Here is a 16848-nt window from a genome sequence, read left to right as displayed (position 1 = left end):
GGGTGCTGTCCGTTCACTGGGCTCGGGTGATGTCCTGGTAGGACTTGCGGAAGGCGATGACGAGGGCGTCGACGTCCTCGTCGGTCATGGCGGCCCCCAGGCCGATGGTGACCGAGCGGCCGAGCAGCGCCTCGCTGGTCCGCAGACGCGGCGGGCGCTCCCACTCCACGCCCCAGGGCGTACGCCCCTCCCGCACCGCGCGGTTGGCCGTGACCGGCTGCCCCTGGTACATGGTGTGCGCGGGGATGCCGGCGGCGTTCAGGTCGGCGACCAGTGCGCGCGCCTGGAGGCGCGAGTCCAGGAACAGGGTGAGATCGCCGCCCGAGCCGTCCTCGTCCGGCAGCCGCCGCCAGCGGATCGGCAGGTCGGCCGTCTCGCCGCGCACCTGTCGGGCCACGTCGCGCAGCCGCCGGCACATCGGGACCAGCCGGGGCAGCTGCGCGGACAGGATGGCGGCGGTCAGCTCCGTCATGCGCAGGTTGGCGCCGACGAACGGCGGATGGTCGCCGGTGCCGCGCGTGGCGCCCTTGGAGGTCGTGAACTGGCCGCCCTGGTCCTGGTAACGGGCCACCCGGTCGTACACGTCGGCGTCGGACACGGTGACCGCGCCGCCCTCGCCGGCGGTGATGTTCTTGTCGAGCTGGAAGCTGAAGGCGCCCGCGTCACCGAGCCCGCCCACGGGCCGTCCCCCGTAGCTGACACCGGCGGCCTGCGCCGCGTCCTCGATCACCCGCAGCCCGTGCCGGCGCGCGACCTCGAGGATCGGCCCCATGTCGGCGGCGACGTTGTTGAGGTGCACCGGCATCACGCCCCAGGTGCGCCCGGTGATCCGTTCCTCCAGGTGCGCGGGGTCCAGGGTCAGCGAGTCGTCGACCTCCGCGAAGACGGGGACGCCCCGGGCCGCGACGACGGCGCTCACACTGCCGACGAAGGTCACGCCGGGCACGATCACCTCCGCCCCGGGCGGGATGCCGAGCCCGATCATCGCGGCGGTGAGCGCGGCGGTGCCGGACGACACGGCGACCGTGTGCGCGACCCCCGTCACCTCGCAGAACGCGGCCTCGAAGGCGTCGGTGCGGTGGCGCAGGTCCGGCCCGTAGTAGCGGAACAGCGACCGCGACCTGAGCACCTCCAGGGCTGCGGCCTCCTCTTCCTCCCCCCACAGCGCGAGGGCCCGCCAAGTCTCGTACCGCATCTTCGGGGCGTCGCTCACGCGGCCCCCTCCGTCACCGTGTCGAGGTCCGTCGCGCTGTGGGCGACCACGAAGTCCTCCAGGAAGAGGTAGTCGAGCTGGCTCGGCCCGAAGAAGGCCAGCGCCTGTTCGGGGGTCTCCACGATCGGTTCGCCCCGGTCGTTGAAGGAGGTGTTGAGCACCACGGGCACGGAGGTGAGCTCACCGAACCGTTCCACGAGGTCGTAGAAGGGGCCGTTCGCCTCCGGGGTCAGGGTCTGCACCCGCGCGGTCCCGTCGACGTGGGTGATCGCCGGCACCTCCTTGCGCTTGTCCTCCCGCACCGGCGCGACGATCAGCATGTACGGCGACTCGATGTCGAGGTCGAAGTACTCGGCGGCCCGGTGGGCGAGGACGGCGGGGGCGAACGGCCGGAACGCCTCGCGGTGCTTGACCTTGGCGTTGAGGATGTCCTTCATCTCCGCGCGGCGGGGGTCGGCGAGGATGCTGCGGTGGCCGAGGGCACGCGGCCCGAACTCGGAGCCACCGGTGAACCAGCCGATGAGCGCGCCCTGCGGGAGGAGTTCGGCCGCCAGCCGGGCCGGGTGCTCCACCCGCCGGTGCGGCAGACCGGAGGCGTCCAGCGCGGCCTGGATCTCCTCGGTGCTGTACGAACGGCCGAGGTAGGTGTGGGTCTGCGGCCGGGGCGCGCTCTTCGGTGCCTTCGGGCCGCGCGGTCGGGGCCGCTCACCGAGGACGTGGTAGCCGTAGTAGGCGCAGCCGACCGCGCAGCCGTTGTCGCCCGCGGCCGGCTGGGCGTAGATGTCGGTGAACGGGGTGTTCCGCAGGATCTTGCCGTTCGCCACCGAGTTGAGGACGACACCGCCGGCCAGGCAGAGCCGGGTCAGCCCGGTCTCCCGGTGCAGCCACTCGGCGGCGTGCAGGACGGCGGTCTCCAGCAGGTCCTGGGCGGCCCAGGCGAGGTCGGCGCCGCGTGCGAAGCGCTCGTCGCCCTCCAGCCCGTCCAGGGCGTGCTCGACGAAGTGCAGCAGTCCGCCGTCCTTCAGGTGCAGCGCGAACCGCCCCTCCGGCAGCAGGTCGAGATAGCGGTGGAACTCCGTCCGGTAGCGGTCGCCCCCGTAGGGGGCGAGGCCCATGGTCTTGCCGTCCTCGGTCAGGTACCAGGGGCCCTCCTCGTAGAGGGTGAAGCCGATGGCCCGGCTGACCGCCTTGTACATGAAGCCCAGCGAGTGGTCGCTGTCCCCGGCCTGGTAGACGCGGGTCTCCCGCAGGCCGTCGGTGCTCCAATTGGTCCCGTACACCTTGGAGATCTCGGTGATCTCCGTGCCGTTGCCGACCGACATGGTCAGGGTCTCCACGCCCTGCCCCTCGAACAGGCTGCCGGCGCCGTCGACCACCAGGATCGCGGCCTCCGGGAAGGGCGAGGGGTAGAAGGCACTGGTGGCGTGCGCCATGTGATGCCGGATCAGGGTCGTCTTGCTGCGGAACGGGAAGTAGCAACTGGGCAGCAGCGTGTCGTCCGCGACGACCGCCTCCACCTCGGCGAGCCGGACCCCGCGTGTGGTCAGGCAATAGCGCCAGCACTCGTTCGCCAGGGAATTCACATTGACGGCGTATTTGCGGCGGGTCAGCCGCTCCTCTTCAATACCGACGACGATCTCACCGTTCTCGACCAGACATGCCGAGAAGTCATGGTTGGAACCGCCGAGCCCCAGAGTGAGCATCCTGCCGTCCTTACTGCCAGTTCAGGCCTACTGATTTGGCGAGTACGGACGCAACGCTACCCCGTGTCAACTGGTCGGCCGTTAGGTGAAGATGAGCCATCCTCCGGCCGGATCACGTCGAGTTCCAGTCGAACCGCCACTGCGTGGGGTGGGCACATTGACCCTGACTTCCGGGCGTACTTAGACTCGTCGGCCGACGGTGAGTCATGCGCGAAAACGACCTGGGTGCGGTGATAAGGCATGGCCCTGAAAAGTCATTACCGTGATGCGATGTTCGCGCATCGCGATGGGCAGCAGCGCCTCAAGCTCCTCATGAACGACATGGTCATCGAGGAGCAGCTGTGCCAGATGAGATGTTCCTACTGCCTCACGGAGGACTTCAACCTCCTGATGGCGGTCCCCGACGCCAGGCTGCGTCTGACCACCGACCGGCGCGCGGACTGGCACGAGATCCTCGACGCCTACCACCGTCATGTCGACAGCCCCATCATGCGCCTCAGCGGCGGCGAGTTCTTCTGGCTGAAGGGCTCCACCGAATTCGTCGCGGAGTGCAGCGAGAAGTACGAGGTCGTGCAGGTCATCACCAACGGCGCCTTCCTGACGCCGCACCGGCTGGAGGCGCTCGCCGCGCTCGGCAACGTCCAGCTGTGCCTCTCCCTGGACGGCCACACGCTGGAGATGAACGGCCACCGGCTGCCGCCGAAGCAGCACCGGCTCTTCGACGTGATCATGCGCCACCTGGACCACGCGGTGGAGCTGGGCATCCCGATCGAGATCCAGTCGGTGATCAGCGACCTGAACGCCACCGGCCAGGCGGACTTCGCCGAGTTCCTGCTCCAGCGGTACGGGCGTGGCGTGATGCTGTACTTCTTCCCGGTCCGCGGAGAGACCAGGACGACCCACGCGCCGCCGCTCGGCGACCATTTCGCGCCACTGCTGGAGCGCTACGACGAGTTGTACCCGGTCCTTCCGCCGCGCGCCTTCGTGGAACACATAGGGAATCAACTCCGCACCGGCGTCCGCACACTGCGGTGCTACGCGACGGCCACCATGGTGCAGCTCTTCGGTCAGGGAGACGTGTCGTGCTGCCCGTACGCATGGCTCAAACCGATGGGCAACATCAAGGAGAATCCCGAACTGATTCACGAACAGTTCGGGAAACACCAGCACTACGACATGTTCATGCAGCCCCGCCCACGCTTTCCGTATTGCAAGAGCTGCACCGGCCCGATCGACGTCGTCAATCTCTATCTGTTCGGCGGCATCTCGGAGGAGGAAATCGCGCGCTGCGCCCCGTACTCCGGGCCCCGCGCGCTGGAGCGGCTGCGGGAGTTGAAAGCGGCGTTCACGCCGATCTTCGAGCCGGAACACCAAGGCCCTGAGGAGACGTCATGATTTCCGTGGACGGCATGTCCGGCGACGACTTCGCCGACGCCGGCCTGCATCGGCTGCTCACGCTGCCGCAGCACGACCTGCTCACACTCGCCGGGGACTGGCTCGGTGAACTGGCCCCGTGGCGGAACGCCGACACACTGGCGGCGATCTCCACCACCCTGTCCGCCGAGTCCGTCCTGTCCTCCCTGTTCGTCTTCGGCGACCGGGTCGCCGAGTCCGACGTCCGCGCGGAGGTCCCCGGCCCGCTGCTCGACCTGCTGCTGCGCGCCCGGGTGCTGTCCGAGGAGTCCGGCAAGGTGTCGGCCGACTACTGCCTGGTCCGCGGGGACGGCATGGCGCTGCTCGCCGCCTGGCGGGCCGCGGGGCGGGACACCGGATCGTACGCCCCCTGGGTCGGCACCGACTCGATGACGCTGTCCCGGCTGGTGGCGGCGCGCCGCGGGGTCCGCTCCGCCCTGGACCTCGGCTGCGGCACCGGCATCCTCGGCCTGTCGGCGGCCAGGAACGGCGCCGACGTGGTGTCGGTCGACGTCAACCCGGAGTGCACGGCGGCCGCCACGCTCAACGCCCACATCAACGGGCTGGGGGACCGGCTGACCGCCGTCGAGGGGGACATCATGTCCCTGTCGCTGGACTCCCGCTTCGACCTCGTCATCTCCAACCCGCCCTGCCTGCCGCTGCGACGCGGCTCGCTCGGCTGGCTGGCCGGCGAGGCCGGGCTGGACGGCCTGGAGTTCTTCTGGGAGCTGCTGCGCCAGGTCCCCGGGCTGCTCACCGAGGCCGGCGAGGCCCTCCTCCAGGCCGCGGCCTACGGGGACGAGCGGGGGCCGTTCTTCGTCTCCGAACTGGAGGCCGAACTGCGGCGCCTGGGGGTCTCGGGACGGCTGCTGCTGCGGCCCTCGACACCCCCGCGCTGGCCGGCCTTCGCCCCGCGCGACGAACAGCAGCAGCTCACCGGCCCGCTCGGGGACGAGGTCCGGGAGTACGTCACCGGGATCGGGGCCACCCACTACTACGGATTCGTCCTCTCGGTGCGACGCGGCGACGAGGGCCTGGAGGTCGGCCGCTTCCGGTGATCACCCGGGTGGCGGCAGCCATCGCGGCCCCAGCTCGGCGCGTTCCCGGGCCGCGACCGCGTCCGTCACCTCCATCAGGGTCAGCCGCGTGGTATCGACCAGCCGGACGCCGGGCACATCGGGCACCTCCGCGTCGAGGTGCCGCTCGGCCAGCCGGCCCTCGATGAAGTGGAGGCCGCCCGCGTCGTTCTCGATGCGGGCGGCCAGCGCCTCGGTCCCGGCCCGCAGGCCGTAGTAGACGGCGTCCACGCCGAGTTCCTCGAACACCTTCTGGAAGCGCTCGTAGGCGCGGCCCACGAGGACCACCCCGCTGACGACCACGACGCGCGCCCCCCACGCCCCGTAGACGGGCAGGGCGGCGCGCACGGTCGCGGCCATCAGGTCGTAGATCTCCTCGCCGCCGTTCCAGGGATGGACCACGGGATCGCAGTCCATCGCGGCGGCCGGCACGCCGTAGCGGGTCACCAGCTGGTGCCCCAGCCTGGTCTTGCCCACGCCGGGCGCGCCGGTGAGCACCACCGCCCGCATCAGTTCCCGCCCTCGTGGACCGTGCCCACCAGCCGGAAGCCCAGGTGCGGGATCTTCAGGAGCTTCGCTCCGGATTCGATGTCCAGCAGCTTCTGCTTCAGGACCGATGTCACCTTGTTCACGTCCTCCCCGCCCGTGGCCTCGGTCAGCTCCTCGCGGGAGACGATCTGGCCCGGACGGTCGGACAGCAGGCGCAGCAGGTTCGCCTCGGCGTCGGTCACCGGCGACGACTTCGCCGGGGAGCTCAGTGATCCCTTCCCGTCCAGGGTGAGCACCTGCGTGTTCTCGGACGGTGTGACGCTCTTCAGGTAGCTGAGGGTCTCCACCAGCCGGGCCCGCCGCAGGGGGCTGGCCAGCGTGAAGCTGAAGCCGCTGGAGACCGCCGCCAGGACGTCGGTGGCCGAGATCCGGTCCAGCACGGCCACGACGTAGCCGCCCCTGCCCTTGAGGTCCTCCACGGACAGATCGTCCGGCCGGGCGGCGGCGACCCGGTGGAAGGCGACCAGCAGGGCGCCGGGCGGCGGCGCGTGGTCCGCCTCGGGATCCGTCACATGCAGGGTGAGACCCACCTCGGCGCACGCGTCCGCGAGGACCTCCAGGTCCGACGCGGTCAGGGACTGGGCCAGTGCATACATGGGAAACCCTTCACGGTTGCTTGTCGTGGGGGACGGTCACTTGCGCAGCAGCCACACCCGTTCGGCGGCCGGGACGCCCGAGTCCCGCGCGAGACGTACGTCGTGGCGGTGGACGCGCCGGACGATGCCCTTGCGCACCTGGATGCGGTAGGCGCCCAGCGCCTCGCACTTGGTGAGCGCGGCCGTGTCGTCCACGGGCAGCAGCTCGGGGTGCAGGTCGCCGAGCCCCGCCTCGGCCAGGCGCGCGCCGAGCTTGCGCGCGGTCTCCTCCGCCGAGGAGAACAGGGCGTACGGCTGGTCCTCGTAGAAGGCGATGCGCGCCTCGCCGAGCCGCCCGCCGCGGACGAGTTCCAGCACCGCCTCACGGCAGGCGACATGGTCGACGTGGCCGCCGACGCCCAGGGGCGCGTAGACCTGGCCGGCGCCGGACAGCAGGGCGGCGAGCCGCTCGGTGACGGCGTCGAAGAGCTCCGGCTCCTCCCGCGCGAAGCCGTCGGACCAGGCCGGGTCGGTGAAGAAGCGGTCCCGTCTGAGGTCCCGGTCGGCGGCGTCGACGAACCCGAGCAGCTCCACGCCGGCGCGCAGCACCCGGGCGGCGACCGTCTCCTCGTCCAGCAGCAGGCGCCGGGTCGTCGCCGGGCGTTCGGCGTAGTACGGGTCCTTGGTCCAGGTCTCGACGCTGAACACGTCGAGGAACCGGCCGCCGCACCGGGCCACCGTCCCGCCGAGGGCCAGGGCGGCGTCGTCCGGGTGCGGGGAGACGATCACGGGCGGTTCCGCTTCCGCGCGGCCGGGGGTGAGCGGGGGAGCCATGAGCAGCAGCCCGTGCTGCCGCCAGCGGTCGACGGCCGCGCGCTCCGCCGGGGTGAAACCGTCGAGGGGCCGGCTGCCGTCGCAGCGGGCCAGCAGGGTGGCCTCACGGTCGGACAGCGGGCCGAGGGCGTCGACCTGACGCCCCATGAAACGCAGTCGGCCGTCGACCGTCTCGACATGCGGAAGGACGGTCGGGCACCACGTGTCAGGAATCTCTGTCATGTAACTCCGAGCCCGGGCGGTGACGAATGACAGACGCAATACGGCCCGGAGCATACCGATCGCCGCCACGCCCGCACAGAGCGCGATGCAGAGCGGCAGAAAATGACGGACCGGGTGGCCGAAAATACCCGGCGGGTAATGTGGTGATCACTCTTCACAGGCCGTGCACACACAGAGGTTTTAGGTCATTCATTCCGCCCCGGGGACCGCTTCCCATGGCGCCTCGCGGCCCGCGGCCGACGCCCGGACCCGCTTGTGCGGAACCCGCCGAATTCCCACGTCAGCCGCCCTGTGCCGGGAGACGTCACGAGCCGTCGGCTGGTACCCGGACGGTGACACCCGACCCGATGCGCGCATGGCCGAACAGGCACGGAACCGCCGGTCATACCCGAGGCTCTGTTGCGACGGCCCCATTGCACGGGGGATCTTCTCCTGTAGCCTCAAAGGGCGTTTTGGCCCGTCGGACCGATTAGAGGACGAGGCAGGGAATGACGACTCGCGTACTGCTTGTACAGCAAGGAGTCTGGGGGAATTCCGCAGCCTCCATGCCGCTGGCCATCGGCTACCTGAAGGCCTACGCCGACGCGGACGAGCGCATTCGCCGCCGGATGGACATATCCATCCGGAACTACCCGGGCGACGCGGGCCTGAACGCCATGGCCCGCGACCTCGTCCGGGACGGCGCCCCGGACATCCTGTGCTTCTCCGTACTCGGCTGGAACTACCGCGCCTTCGGCACGCTCGCGGAGACCTTCAAGCAGGTCAACCCGCAGGGCTGGGTCATCTTCGGCGGCAACCACGTCGCCCACCAGGCCGAACGGGTCTTCCGTATGTTCCCCCAGGTCGACGTGGTGGTGAACGGCGAGGGCGAGCTGGTCTTCCGGGACCTGATGAACGGCTACCTCGACGGCGCCCGCCGCAACGAACTCCACGGGATCAGCGGCATCTCCTTCCGGGAGACCGACGGAAACCTGGTCACCACTCCGGAGCGGGAACGCATTCAGGACCTCGAGATCCTGCCGTCCCCCATCCTGACCGGAGCGGTACCGCTGGTCGACGAAAAGGGGCGTTTCCTCTACGACTACGCGCTCATGGAGACGAACCGCGGCTGTCCGTACAAGTGCGCCTTCTGTTATTGGGGAGGCGCCACCGGGCAGAAGATGCGGGCGTTCTCCCGGGAGCGGCTGCGCGAGGAACTGGAGGTCCTGGGGCGGCACGGCGCCGAAATCCTCATGCTCGCCGACTCCAATTTCGGGCTCCTGCGCGAGGACGAGCAATTCCTCGACGATCTGCTCCGGGTGCGCAGCAAATACGGGTTCCCGAGGAGACTCGAAACCTCCTGGGCCAAGAACAAGTCCCCGGGCTTCTACCGCATCATGGAGAAGATGAAGCAGTCCGGGATGCACAGCGCCTTCATCCTCGCCCTCCAGACGATGGACGATTCGGTGCTGGATCTCATGCGCCGGCGGAACATGAAGCTGAACGACTGGGAAAGCCTCGTCGCCTGGCTGACCGAACACGGCATCACCCCGTACCTGGAGCTGATCTGGGGAGCGCCGGGGGAGACCGTCGCCTCCTTCCTGGACGGTTACGACCGGGCGGCACGGCACACGCCGTTCATCGCCGTGCACCCGCTGATGCTGCTGCCGAACACCGAGTACCACGACAAGCAGGAACAGCACGGGCTGGTGACCGTGCGCGGCGAGCAGGACGACTTCGACTACGTGCTCGCCCACAAGACCATGACGCTCGCGGACAACGAGCGCATGCTCCGCTTCATCTGCTGGAACCGGGTGCTGTGCCGCAGTCTGTTCCTGCACAACATCTGGGTCGCCCTGCGCGAACTCGCCGGGGTCCCCCAGTCACAGGTGCTCCTCAGCTTCTCCGACTGGGTCGACAAGAGCGACGACCCCGAGGTCCGCGAACTGCACGCGGTCGCCCGGCCGACCAGCTCCGCCAGCGAGAACGTCGACCCCAACGTCTGGCGACTGCTCACCAAACGGCTGCTGAGACTGTGGTGGGAGGAGGCCATGCGCCCCGACCTGCCCGAGAAGCTGCTGCCGGTCCTGGACGAGGTGTTCCGCTACGACCTGCTGTGCCAGCCCGTCCGCTCGCTGCCCGACGGTTCGGGCCCCGAGGAGGACCTGCCCGTCGTCACCAAGTACGGCGAACGCTGGTACCTGCGCGGCGGCACGGAATTCACCCACCCCGTGCCCCGGCTGATCGCCGCGCTCCGGCGCGGAGAGACGGTGAGCACCGAACCCGAGCGGCACACCGAGGACTTCTACTACCGGACCGAGTTCGGCGGTGACCTCCAGCACTACTTCCGCATGGACCGCTTCCGCGGGTTGACCGAGCAGCAGCTCGACGAACAGTTCACCAAGGTTTGACCGAGATTCCTCATCACGGGAGACGAGAGACGATGGACCGCGCCGGGCTCATTCGGGAACTCCACGAGATCGCAGCGGGCATGACCAAGGGAGAGCACCGGCAGGCGCCCGGGGAGGGCGACGCCAGCCTCGTGGACCAGTACGGGTTCAGCTCCCTCGATGCCCTGGAGTATCTGCTGATCCTCGAGGAGAAGTACGACGTCGTGTTCGAGGACGAGGACCTGACGGAGGAGACGCTCTTCTCCATCGAGGGCCTCGCCACCTACATCCTCGAACAGAGGGCCGGCGAGAGCCGTTCTCTGACGTGACGGGCGACGTATCGGTCAGTGTGGTCGTGCCGACCCGTGACCGAACCACGCGATTACTGCTCACGCTCACGGCCCTGGCCCACCAAACCCTGGACCGCGAGCGGTTCGAGGTCGTCCTGGTCGACGACGCACCGGACCCCGGCGCGGTCGAGCAGGTGCTGTCGGCCCTCGCGCGGGAGCTGCCGATCCGTACGGCGGCCACCGGCGGGCGCGGTGCCGCCCGGGCCCGCAACACCGGGGCCCGACTGGCCCGCGGGGAGCTGCTGCTCTTCCTCGACGACGACACCCTGGCCACCCCGGGCCTGCTGGCGGCGCACCTCGCGGCCCACGAGAGGCCCGACGCCGCGGCCGTCGTGCACGGCGCCGTCACCGATCTGTCCGCGTTCGCGCTGACACCCGAACCGCGGCCGTTGCGGGCGGGCCTGACCGGCGCCCGCGGGCGGACGATCGAGCCCGGCACCGTCGCCGACCTGGCCGCCGCCGTCCCGCTGTTAGGGCCGCGCCGCTCCTTCATCGAGCGGACCGCCCGGAAGGTGACGGGCTCGCCCGAGTACGCCGGGCTGCGCTGGCTGAGCTGCATCGGCACCAGCACCAGCGTCCGCCGCACGGTGTTCGAACGGGTCGGCGGCTTCGACGAGCACTACGGGGAGCTGTGGGGCGGCGAGGACCTCGAACTCGGGCTGCGGCTCGCCGCCTCGGGCGCCACCTTCGAGCTCCTCGACGAGACCGCCTACCACCTGCCGACGGCGCGCCGGGACACCGGCGACCTCCTGCCCAGGTTCTGGCGACAGGTGGCCGACCGGCACGGCGATCCGCGCCTCGCGGACGTGGGCCCCTTCCTCGCGGGCCGGCTCTCCCTCGACGAACTGGCCGAGCGGCTCGGCCACCCGCACGACGCCCTGGTGCCCGGTACGGCGGCGTCATGACCACCCCGACGGCAGCCACGGTGATCGTGGGCGGTACGGAACCGCGGACGCTGGACGACCTCCGCCCCCGGCGGGACCTGTCCGTGCGCGCCGCCGCCGAGTCGCTGGCCGCCGCCTTCGTCGACGTACTGACCGCGGCCCTGGACGGCCTGCCCGCCACCACACCCGTGGTCATGGCGGCCACCGACTACTGCGTCTCGGCCACCTCCCAGTACGTCAGCCGGTGCGTGGAGGCCGAGGCGGGCGGCCGCAGGCTGCGCCCGTCCGAGGCCATGACCCCGGAGCCGGCGCAGCTGCTCCAGGAGCTGGCGGAGGCCGGCGGCTGGCACGGGCCCGGGTATGTGCTGATCAGCCCGCGCGCGGCCACCCTTCAGGCGGTGCGCTGGGCGTGGGGGGCGGTCTCCGCGGGCCTGCACGAGGCGATGGTCGTCTGCGAGGTCGTACGGGACCCGCACGGCGACGGCTACCGGGTCGCGGCCGCCCCCGTGACCGCCGGCGACGGCGCCCCCGCGGCCCACGGCACCGGCCATGCGGCCGGATCGTCGGTGGTCGTCTCCGGCACCGGCCTGGTCACCGCCTTCGGCGACGGCGGGACCGCCTTCTGGCAAAACCTGCTGGACGGCAAGCGAGCACTGTCCGAGCTGACCCGGTTCGACGCGTCCCGCTTCCGCGGCCGTACCGTGTGCCAGACGACGGTGGAGCCGCCGCCCGGCCGCCCGACGCGGCGCGCGCTGCTGGACCGCGCGCGCTCCGAGGCGCTGCGCGAGGCCGGACTCGACGCGCTGCCGGACCGCACCCTGCTGGTGTCCGCCGGAGTGGTTCCGCACCTCCCGCAGGTCGGCGACGCCCCCCGGATCGACGAGATCGCCGTGGAGCCCGACTGGGACGGGGACGGCGCGGGCATCGCCCCCCCGGACGCGGTGCTGCTGGCGCACGCCTGCGCGTCGGGCGCCTTCGGGCTGGCCATGGCCCGTGAGTGGCTGCTGTGCGGACTGGCCGACATGGCGGTCGTCACCGGGGTGTCGGCCCTCAACGCGTACGACTACGCCTGCCTCGACGTGCTGCGCGCGACGACCACGACCGCCGCCCGCCCGTTCGACGAGGACCGTTCCGGCGTCACCATCGGGGAGGGCGCCGGGGTGATCGTGCTGGAGACCGCCGAGCGCGCCGCGGCCCGCGGACACGCCCCCCTCGCGACGCTCAGCGGGATCTCCTGCCGGGTGGCGGGCGCGGGCGTCAGCCGGCTCGACGCGCACATCGGCGCCGCGTGCATGCGGGAGGCGCTGGCCATGGCGGGGCTCACGACCGTCGACTACGTCCACGGACACGCCCCCGGCACGCGCCAGGGCGACGAGTCCGAACTGCTGGCCCTCGACCTGATCGGCGCCGAGCACGACTGGCGGGGCGTGCCGGTCAGTTCCTACAAAGGCGCGGCCGGGCATCTGCTGCACGCCTCGGTGTTCCCCGGCGTCGTGGCGGCGGTGCACGCCCTGCGTGACGGGGTGCTGCCGGGCACACCGGGGCTGCGCAAGCCCCTCGACGCGCGGCATGTGCGGGTGCTGCGCGATCCGGAGCCGTGTGAAGGAATCCGTTCCGTGATGGTCGACAACTTCGGGTTCGGCGGCAACAACGCCGCGTTCCTCCTGACGGGGGGCGCGGCCAGGCGCATGGAGGTGAGTACGGATGGCTGACGCGGTCCTGATGACACCCCGGGAGATCCTCACCGGTTTCTCCAGTGTCAACAACCAGAACGTCCTGATCAACGATGACGAGTACCTCCGCCTGGACCCGGCGATGCGTCTCTTCTACGAGAAGGTCCGGGAGAACCTGGGGGTGGCCTGTATCGCCGGCCATCTCAGGTCGTGCGGGTATTCGGTGCGGGCGCTGAACCTGCACGGGCGCAACCCCAGTGACGAGGCGATCGTCGATCTGATCCGGCGTGAGCGGCCGAAGTTCGTTGGGATCAGCATCATGTACGACCTGCACATCGTCGACGCGGTGCGGTTGCTGCGTTGTGTGCGTGAGGCGGATCCGTCGGTGTTCGTGGCGATCGGTGGGGCCTTTTGCACGTACAACGCCAAGCTGATCGCCGAGCGGGTCCCCGAGGCGGACTGTGTGGCGTTCGGTGAGGGCGAGCTGACGGTGGAAGGGGTGATGGAGTGCCTGGCGGCGGGCCGTGACTGGCGCGGGGTGCCGGGGCTGTGGTTCTGGCAGGACGGCCGGGTGCGCAGCAGCGGCCCGCCCAAGCTGCCCGATCTGACCAAGGAGCCCTGGCCCGCCCGCGACCTGCTGGTGAACCACCGCAAGAACGGCATCCCCACCCCCGTGGCGTCGACGTACACCAGCCGTGGCTGCCACGCCAAGTGCACCTTCTGCTACGTGCCCCGGGCACCCGGGGTCCTGACGGGCAACGCCTGGCGGGTGCGCTCACCGGTCGACGTCGTCGACGAGATCGAGTTCCTCCAGCGGGAGTTCGGCACCCGGTTCCTGTGGTTCAACGACGACAACTTCGGCGGCGCCTTCCAGGACGGCTACAACCACGCCGTCGGCTTCGCCGAGGAGATCCTGCGCCGGAACCTGGAGATCTCCTTCCACTGCGAGTTCCGCGTCGACACCGGCCTCATCGACCGCGAGGCGCTGCGCACCCTGCGCCGGGCCGGTATGGCCTCCGCGCTGCTCGGTATGGAGACCGGGGCCCCGGCGATGGCCAAACGGTTCCGCAAGGGAACCATGGTGGAGTACAACTTCGACGCCGCCCGCCTGTTCAAACAGGAGGGCATCGAGCTCGAACCCGGCTGGATCATGGTCGAGCCGGGGACCACCCTGGACGAGCTGTGGGAGAACCTGAAGTTCATCGTGGCCGCCGACATCGCGGTCAGCGAGAACCCGTTCTCCTTCATCAGCCGCGCCATCGCCCTGCGCGGCACGGAGATGTACGACAAGATCGCCGACCCCACGCCTCCGGAGCTCCCGGACGTCGAGGGGCCGGCCAGGGCCGTACTGCTGGAGGCCCGCCGCGAGTACCGGATCCCGGACCAGCGGGTCGAGGACGTGTGGGCGGCCTGGAGCAAGGTCAGCGCGGAGGTCGCCGACCGCAAGGAAGAACTGCCCTTCGTCGCCCAGACCATCGTCGACGCCACCAGGGCCCGCAGGTCCCGGGGCGAGCAGGGCCTGCGCCCGCTGCTGAGCCGGCTGCGCGGATGGGCCGACGGCCTCGCGGACCTGCTCGTCGCCTTCCTCAACGTCGGCCTGTTGCTCGCGGACGAGAACCCGCCCCGGCTCGCCGAACGGCTGGAGACGGAACTGCGCGCGCTGGTCGACGCCTACGACCGCCAGGTGCTGGGCGAGCCCTATCAGGTGTTCATCGAGGAGACCAAGAGGCTCTGCGGGGAGCAGGCCATGGCTGGGTGAGCCGGTCGGTTCCAGGACGCACACGTGAAGACGAGAAAGGAGACCGGCCATGGCGGATGTGGTCCTGCTGACCCCCCGGGAGATCCCCACCGGCGCCGCGAGTCTGAACAACCAGAACGTCCTCATCAACGACGAGGAGTACCTGTCCCTGGATCCGGCGATGCGGCTGTTCTACAAGCGCGTCCGGGAGAACCTGGGCGTGGCCTGCATCGCCGGCCACCTGCGGCACTGCGGCTACTCGGTGCGGGCGCTGAACCTGCACGGGCGCAACCCCAGTGACGAGGCGATCGTCGATCTGATCCGGCGTGAGCGGCCGAAGTTCGTCGGGATCAGCATCATGTACGACCTGCACATCATCGACGCGGTGCGGTTGCTGCGCTGTGTGCGTGAGGCGGATCCGTCGGTGTTCGTGGCGATCGGTGGGGCCTTCTGCACGTACAACGCCAAGCTGATCGCCGAGCGGGTCCCCGAGGCGGACTGTGTGGCGTTCGGTGAGGGTGAGCTGACGGTGGAAGGGCTGATGGAGTGCCTGGCGGCGGGCCGTGACTGGCGCGGGGTGCCGGGCCTGTGGTTCTGGCAGGACGGCCGGGTGCGCAGCAGCGGCCCGCCCAAGCTGCCCGACCTCGCCAAGGAGCCCTGGCCCGCCCGCGACCTGCTGATCCACCACCGCAAGAACGGCATCCCGACGCCCCGCGCGTCGACGTACACCAGCCGTGGCTGCCACGCCAAGTGCACCTTCTGCTACGCCCCACGCCAGCCCGGAGTGGTGGACGGCCCCTGGCGCGTGCGGCCGGTGCAGGACGCGGTCGACGAGATCGAGTTCCTCCAGCGGGAGTTCGGCACCCGGTTCCTGTGGTTCAACGACGACAACTTCGGCGGCGCCTTCCAGGACGGCTACAACCACGCCGTCGGCTTCGCCGAGGAGATCCTCCGCCGCGACCTGAAGATCACCTTCCACTGCGAGTTCCGCGTCGACACCGGCCTCATCGACCGCGAGGCCCTGCGCACCCTGCGCCGGGCCGGCATGGACCTGGCGCTCCTCGGCATGGAGACCGGCTCGCCCGGCATGATGAAGCGATTCCGCAAGGGCACCACGGTGGAGTACAACTTCGACGCGGCCCGCCTGTTCAAACAGGAGAACATCGAGCTCGAACCCGGCTGGATCATGATCGAACCGGGCACGACCCTCGACGAGCTGTGGGAGAACCTGAAGTTCATCGTGGCCGCCCGGGTGCACGAGAGCGAGAACCCCTTCTTCCTGATCAACCGGGCCATCGCGCTGCGCGGCACCGAGATCTACGACAAGGCCACCCGGTACGACGAGCCCGACATCCCCGGGGTGGAGGGCGCCGCCTGGGAGGTGCTGCGGCAGGCCCGTCGCGACTACCGCGTCGAGGACGAACGCGTGGAACACCTCTGGACCGCCTGGAGCCGGGTCTCCTCCGAGATCAACGACCGCAAGGAGAACGAGGTCCCCTTCCTGGCGCAGAGCATCGCGGACGCCGTCCGCGCCCGGCGCGGCACGGACGCCGAGTCCCTGCGCCCCCTGCTGGGCCGGCTGCGCCGCTGGGACCAGGGCCTGGCCGGGCTGCTCATCGCCTTCCTCAACGCCGGGCTGCTGCTCGCCGACGAGAACCCGCCCCAGCTCGCCGACCGGCTGGAGGCCGAACTGCGCGCCATGATCACCGCGTACGACCGCGAGCACCTCGGCCACGCCTTCCCGGACTTCGTCGTCGAGACGGCGAGGGCGTGCGGCGAGCACGCCCTGGCCCAGGTGAGGGGCTGAGGCGATGACCCGCGACACAGTCCGCTTCGCGGCCGTGGGCTGCGGCCGGGTGTTCGAGCGCTACCACCTGCCCTGCGTCGACGCCCGGGACACCATGGAACTGGTGGGACTGGTGGACACCGACGTCGAGCGGGCCCGGGCGCTGGTGGCGGACCGGCCGCCGGTGTGGACCGGCACCTCGGTCGACCGGCTCATCGAGGAGACCCGCCCGGATGTGATCAGCGTCTGCACACCCAACGCCGCCCACGCCGAACCCGTGCTGGCGGCACTGGACGCCGGCGTCGGCGTGCTGTGCGAGAAACCCCTCGCCGCCACGGTGGAGGAGGCGCGGCGGATGGCGGACCATCCGGCGGCCGAGAAACTGCTCGGGGTGAACATGCCCTTCCGCTTCCATCCGCTGCTGGAGGCGTTCGCCGACGCCGTGCGGCCCGGCGCACGGCGG

Annotated in this window: 14 protein-coding genes; 9 read left to right on the top strand and 5 right to left on the bottom strand. The window is 70.5% G+C overall.

Annotated elements, in window-relative coordinates; all coding sequences use genetic code 11:
- Positions 1-13: 13 nt before the first annotated feature.
- Together ALMP_RS27130 and ALMP_RS27125 are read right to left on the bottom strand one after the other, a co-directional pair.
- On the bottom strand, positions 14-1213 hold the full coding sequence (locus ALMP_RS27130; protein WP_264932966.1) for a DegT/DnrJ/EryC1/StrS aminotransferase family protein: 1200 nt from the start codon (positions 1211-1213) through the stop codon (positions 14-16).
- Positions 1210-2916, bottom strand: a complete 1707-nt coding sequence (locus ALMP_RS27125) for a carbamoyltransferase C-terminal domain-containing protein (protein ID WP_264932965.1) — start codon at positions 2914-2916, stop codon at positions 1210-1212. Before ALMP_RS27125 ends, ALMP_RS27130 begins: the two co-directional genes overlap by 4 nt.
- 270 nt (positions 2917-3186) lie before the next feature.
- Here ALMP_RS27125 and ALMP_RS27120 point away from each other — a divergent pair, with 270 nt between their 5' ends.
- Together ALMP_RS27120 and ALMP_RS27115 are read left to right on the top strand one after the other, a co-directional pair.
- The gene (locus ALMP_RS27120; protein WP_264932964.1) at positions 3187-4311 is read left to right on the top strand and encodes a radical SAM protein; all 1125 of its coding nucleotides are present in this window, start codon (positions 3187-3189) and stop codon (positions 4309-4311) included.
- Positions 4308-5387: a methyltransferase gene (locus tag ALMP_RS27115; protein WP_264932963.1), complete on the top strand. Its 1080-nt coding sequence runs from the start codon at positions 4308-4310 to the stop codon at positions 5385-5387. The genes ALMP_RS27120 and ALMP_RS27115 overlap by 4 nt, the downstream gene beginning before the upstream one ends.
- On the opposite strand, the gene ALMP_RS27110 is transcribed toward ALMP_RS27115, so the two are convergent.
- The 3 genes from ALMP_RS27110 to ALMP_RS27100 are packed head-to-tail and all read right to left on the bottom strand — an operon-like array spanning position 5388 to position 7585.
- A complete protein-coding gene (locus ALMP_RS27110) occupies positions 5388-5915 on the bottom strand; it encodes a hypothetical protein (protein ID WP_264932962.1) in 528 nt (175 codons plus the stop codon). It lies immediately after the preceding gene.
- Positions 5915-6550 carry a hypothetical protein gene (locus ALMP_RS27105; RefSeq protein ID WP_264932960.1) on the bottom strand — a complete coding sequence of 212 codons (636 nt, stop codon included), beginning with the start codon at positions 6548-6550 and terminating at the stop codon, positions 5915-5917. The genes ALMP_RS27110 and ALMP_RS27105 overlap by 1 nt, the downstream gene beginning before the upstream one ends.
- A gap of 36 nt (positions 6551-6586) precedes the next feature.
- Positions 6587-7585 (bottom strand): PIG-L deacetylase family protein, encoded by a 999-nt coding sequence (locus tag ALMP_RS27100; RefSeq protein WP_264932958.1) that lies wholly within the window; start codon positions 7583-7585, stop codon positions 6587-6589.
- Positions 7586-8073: 488 nt separating this feature from the next.
- On the opposite strand from ALMP_RS27100, the gene ALMP_RS27095 reads away from it, so the two are divergent.
- The 7 genes from ALMP_RS27095 to ALMP_RS27065 form a co-directional block, all read left to right on the top strand.
- Entirely contained in the window at positions 8074-9975 is a 1902-nt protein-coding gene (locus ALMP_RS27095; protein WP_264932957.1) for a KedN5 family methylcobalamin-dependent radical SAM C-methyltransferase, read from the top strand.
- Between the two features lie 80 nt (positions 9976-10055).
- Positions 10056-10283, top strand: coding sequence for an acyl carrier protein (locus ALMP_RS27090; protein ID WP_264932956.1), 228 nt, complete (start codon positions 10056-10058; stop codon positions 10281-10283).
- Between the two features lie 26 nt (positions 10284-10309).
- Positions 10310-11209 (top strand): glycosyltransferase, encoded by a 900-nt coding sequence (locus ALMP_RS27085; protein ID WP_264932954.1) that lies wholly within the window; start codon positions 10310-10312, stop codon positions 11207-11209.
- Entirely contained in the window at positions 11206-12900 is a 1695-nt protein-coding gene (locus ALMP_RS27080; RefSeq protein WP_264932952.1) for a beta-ketoacyl synthase N-terminal-like domain-containing protein, read from the top strand. The genes ALMP_RS27085 and ALMP_RS27080 overlap by 4 nt, the downstream gene beginning before the upstream one ends.
- Entirely contained in the window at positions 12893-14620 is a 1728-nt protein-coding gene (locus ALMP_RS27075) for a B12-binding domain-containing radical SAM protein (protein ID WP_264932950.1), read from the top strand. Before ALMP_RS27080 ends, ALMP_RS27075 begins: the two co-directional genes overlap by 8 nt.
- A 49-nt stretch (positions 14621-14669) precedes the next feature.
- A complete protein-coding gene (locus tag ALMP_RS27070; RefSeq protein ID WP_264932948.1) occupies positions 14670-16406 on the top strand; it encodes a B12-binding domain-containing radical SAM protein in 1737 nt (578 codons plus the stop codon).
- Positions 16407-16410: 4 nt separating this feature from the next.
- Positions 16411-16848: Gfo/Idh/MocA family protein (locus tag ALMP_RS27065; RefSeq protein WP_264932947.1), on the top strand; the 438-nt coding region annotated here is incomplete at its 3' end.

It is taken from the genome of Streptomyces sp. A012304, from assembly GCF_026008495.1.
Taxonomy (GTDB): Bacteria; Actinomycetota; Actinomycetes; order Streptomycetales; family Streptomycetaceae; genus Streptomyces.
Note: the sequence above shows the minus strand (reverse complement) of the source record. Positions and strands in the feature narration are given on the sequence as shown.

What these genes read in the sequence shown, in the direction of transcription:
- ALMP_RS27125 (WP_264932965.1), bottom strand. Translation starts at nt 2,916, where the DNA reads ATGCTCACTCTGGGGCTCGGCGGTTCCAACCATGACTTCTCGGCATGT.
- ALMP_RS27120 (WP_264932964.1), top strand. Translation starts at nt 3,187, where the DNA reads ATGTTCGCGCATCGCGATGGGCAGCAGCGCCTCAAGCTCCTCATGAAC.
- ALMP_RS27115 (WP_264932963.1), top strand. Translation starts at nt 4,308, where the DNA reads ATGATTTCCGTGGACGGCATGTCCGGCGACGACTTCGCCGACGCCGGC.
- ALMP_RS27110 (WP_264932962.1), bottom strand. Translation starts at nt 5,915, where the DNA reads ATGCGGGCGGTGGTGCTCACCGGCGCGCCCGGCGTGGGCAAGACCAGG.
- ALMP_RS27105 (WP_264932960.1), bottom strand. Translation starts at nt 6,550, where the DNA reads ATGTATGCACTGGCCCAGTCCCTGACCGCGTCGGACCTGGAGGTCCTC.
- ALMP_RS27100 (WP_264932958.1), bottom strand. Translation starts at nt 7,585, where the DNA reads ATGACAGAGATTCCTGACACGTGGTGCCCGACCGTCCTTCCGCATGTC.
- ALMP_RS27095 (WP_264932957.1), top strand. Translation starts at nt 8,074, where the DNA reads ATGACGACTCGCGTACTGCTTGTACAGCAAGGAGTCTGGGGGAATTCC.
- ALMP_RS27090 (WP_264932956.1), top strand. Translation starts at nt 10,056, where the DNA reads ATGACCAAGGGAGAGCACCGGCAGGCGCCCGGGGAGGGCGACGCCAGC.
- ALMP_RS27080 (WP_264932952.1), top strand. Translation starts at nt 11,206, where the DNA reads ATGACCACCCCGACGGCAGCCACGGTGATCGTGGGCGGTACGGAACCG.
- ALMP_RS27075 (WP_264932950.1), top strand. Translation starts at nt 12,893, where the DNA reads ATGGCTGACGCGGTCCTGATGACACCCCGGGAGATCCTCACCGGTTTC.
- ALMP_RS27070 (WP_264932948.1), top strand. Translation starts at nt 14,670, where the DNA reads ATGGCGGATGTGGTCCTGCTGACCCCCCGGGAGATCCCCACCGGCGCC.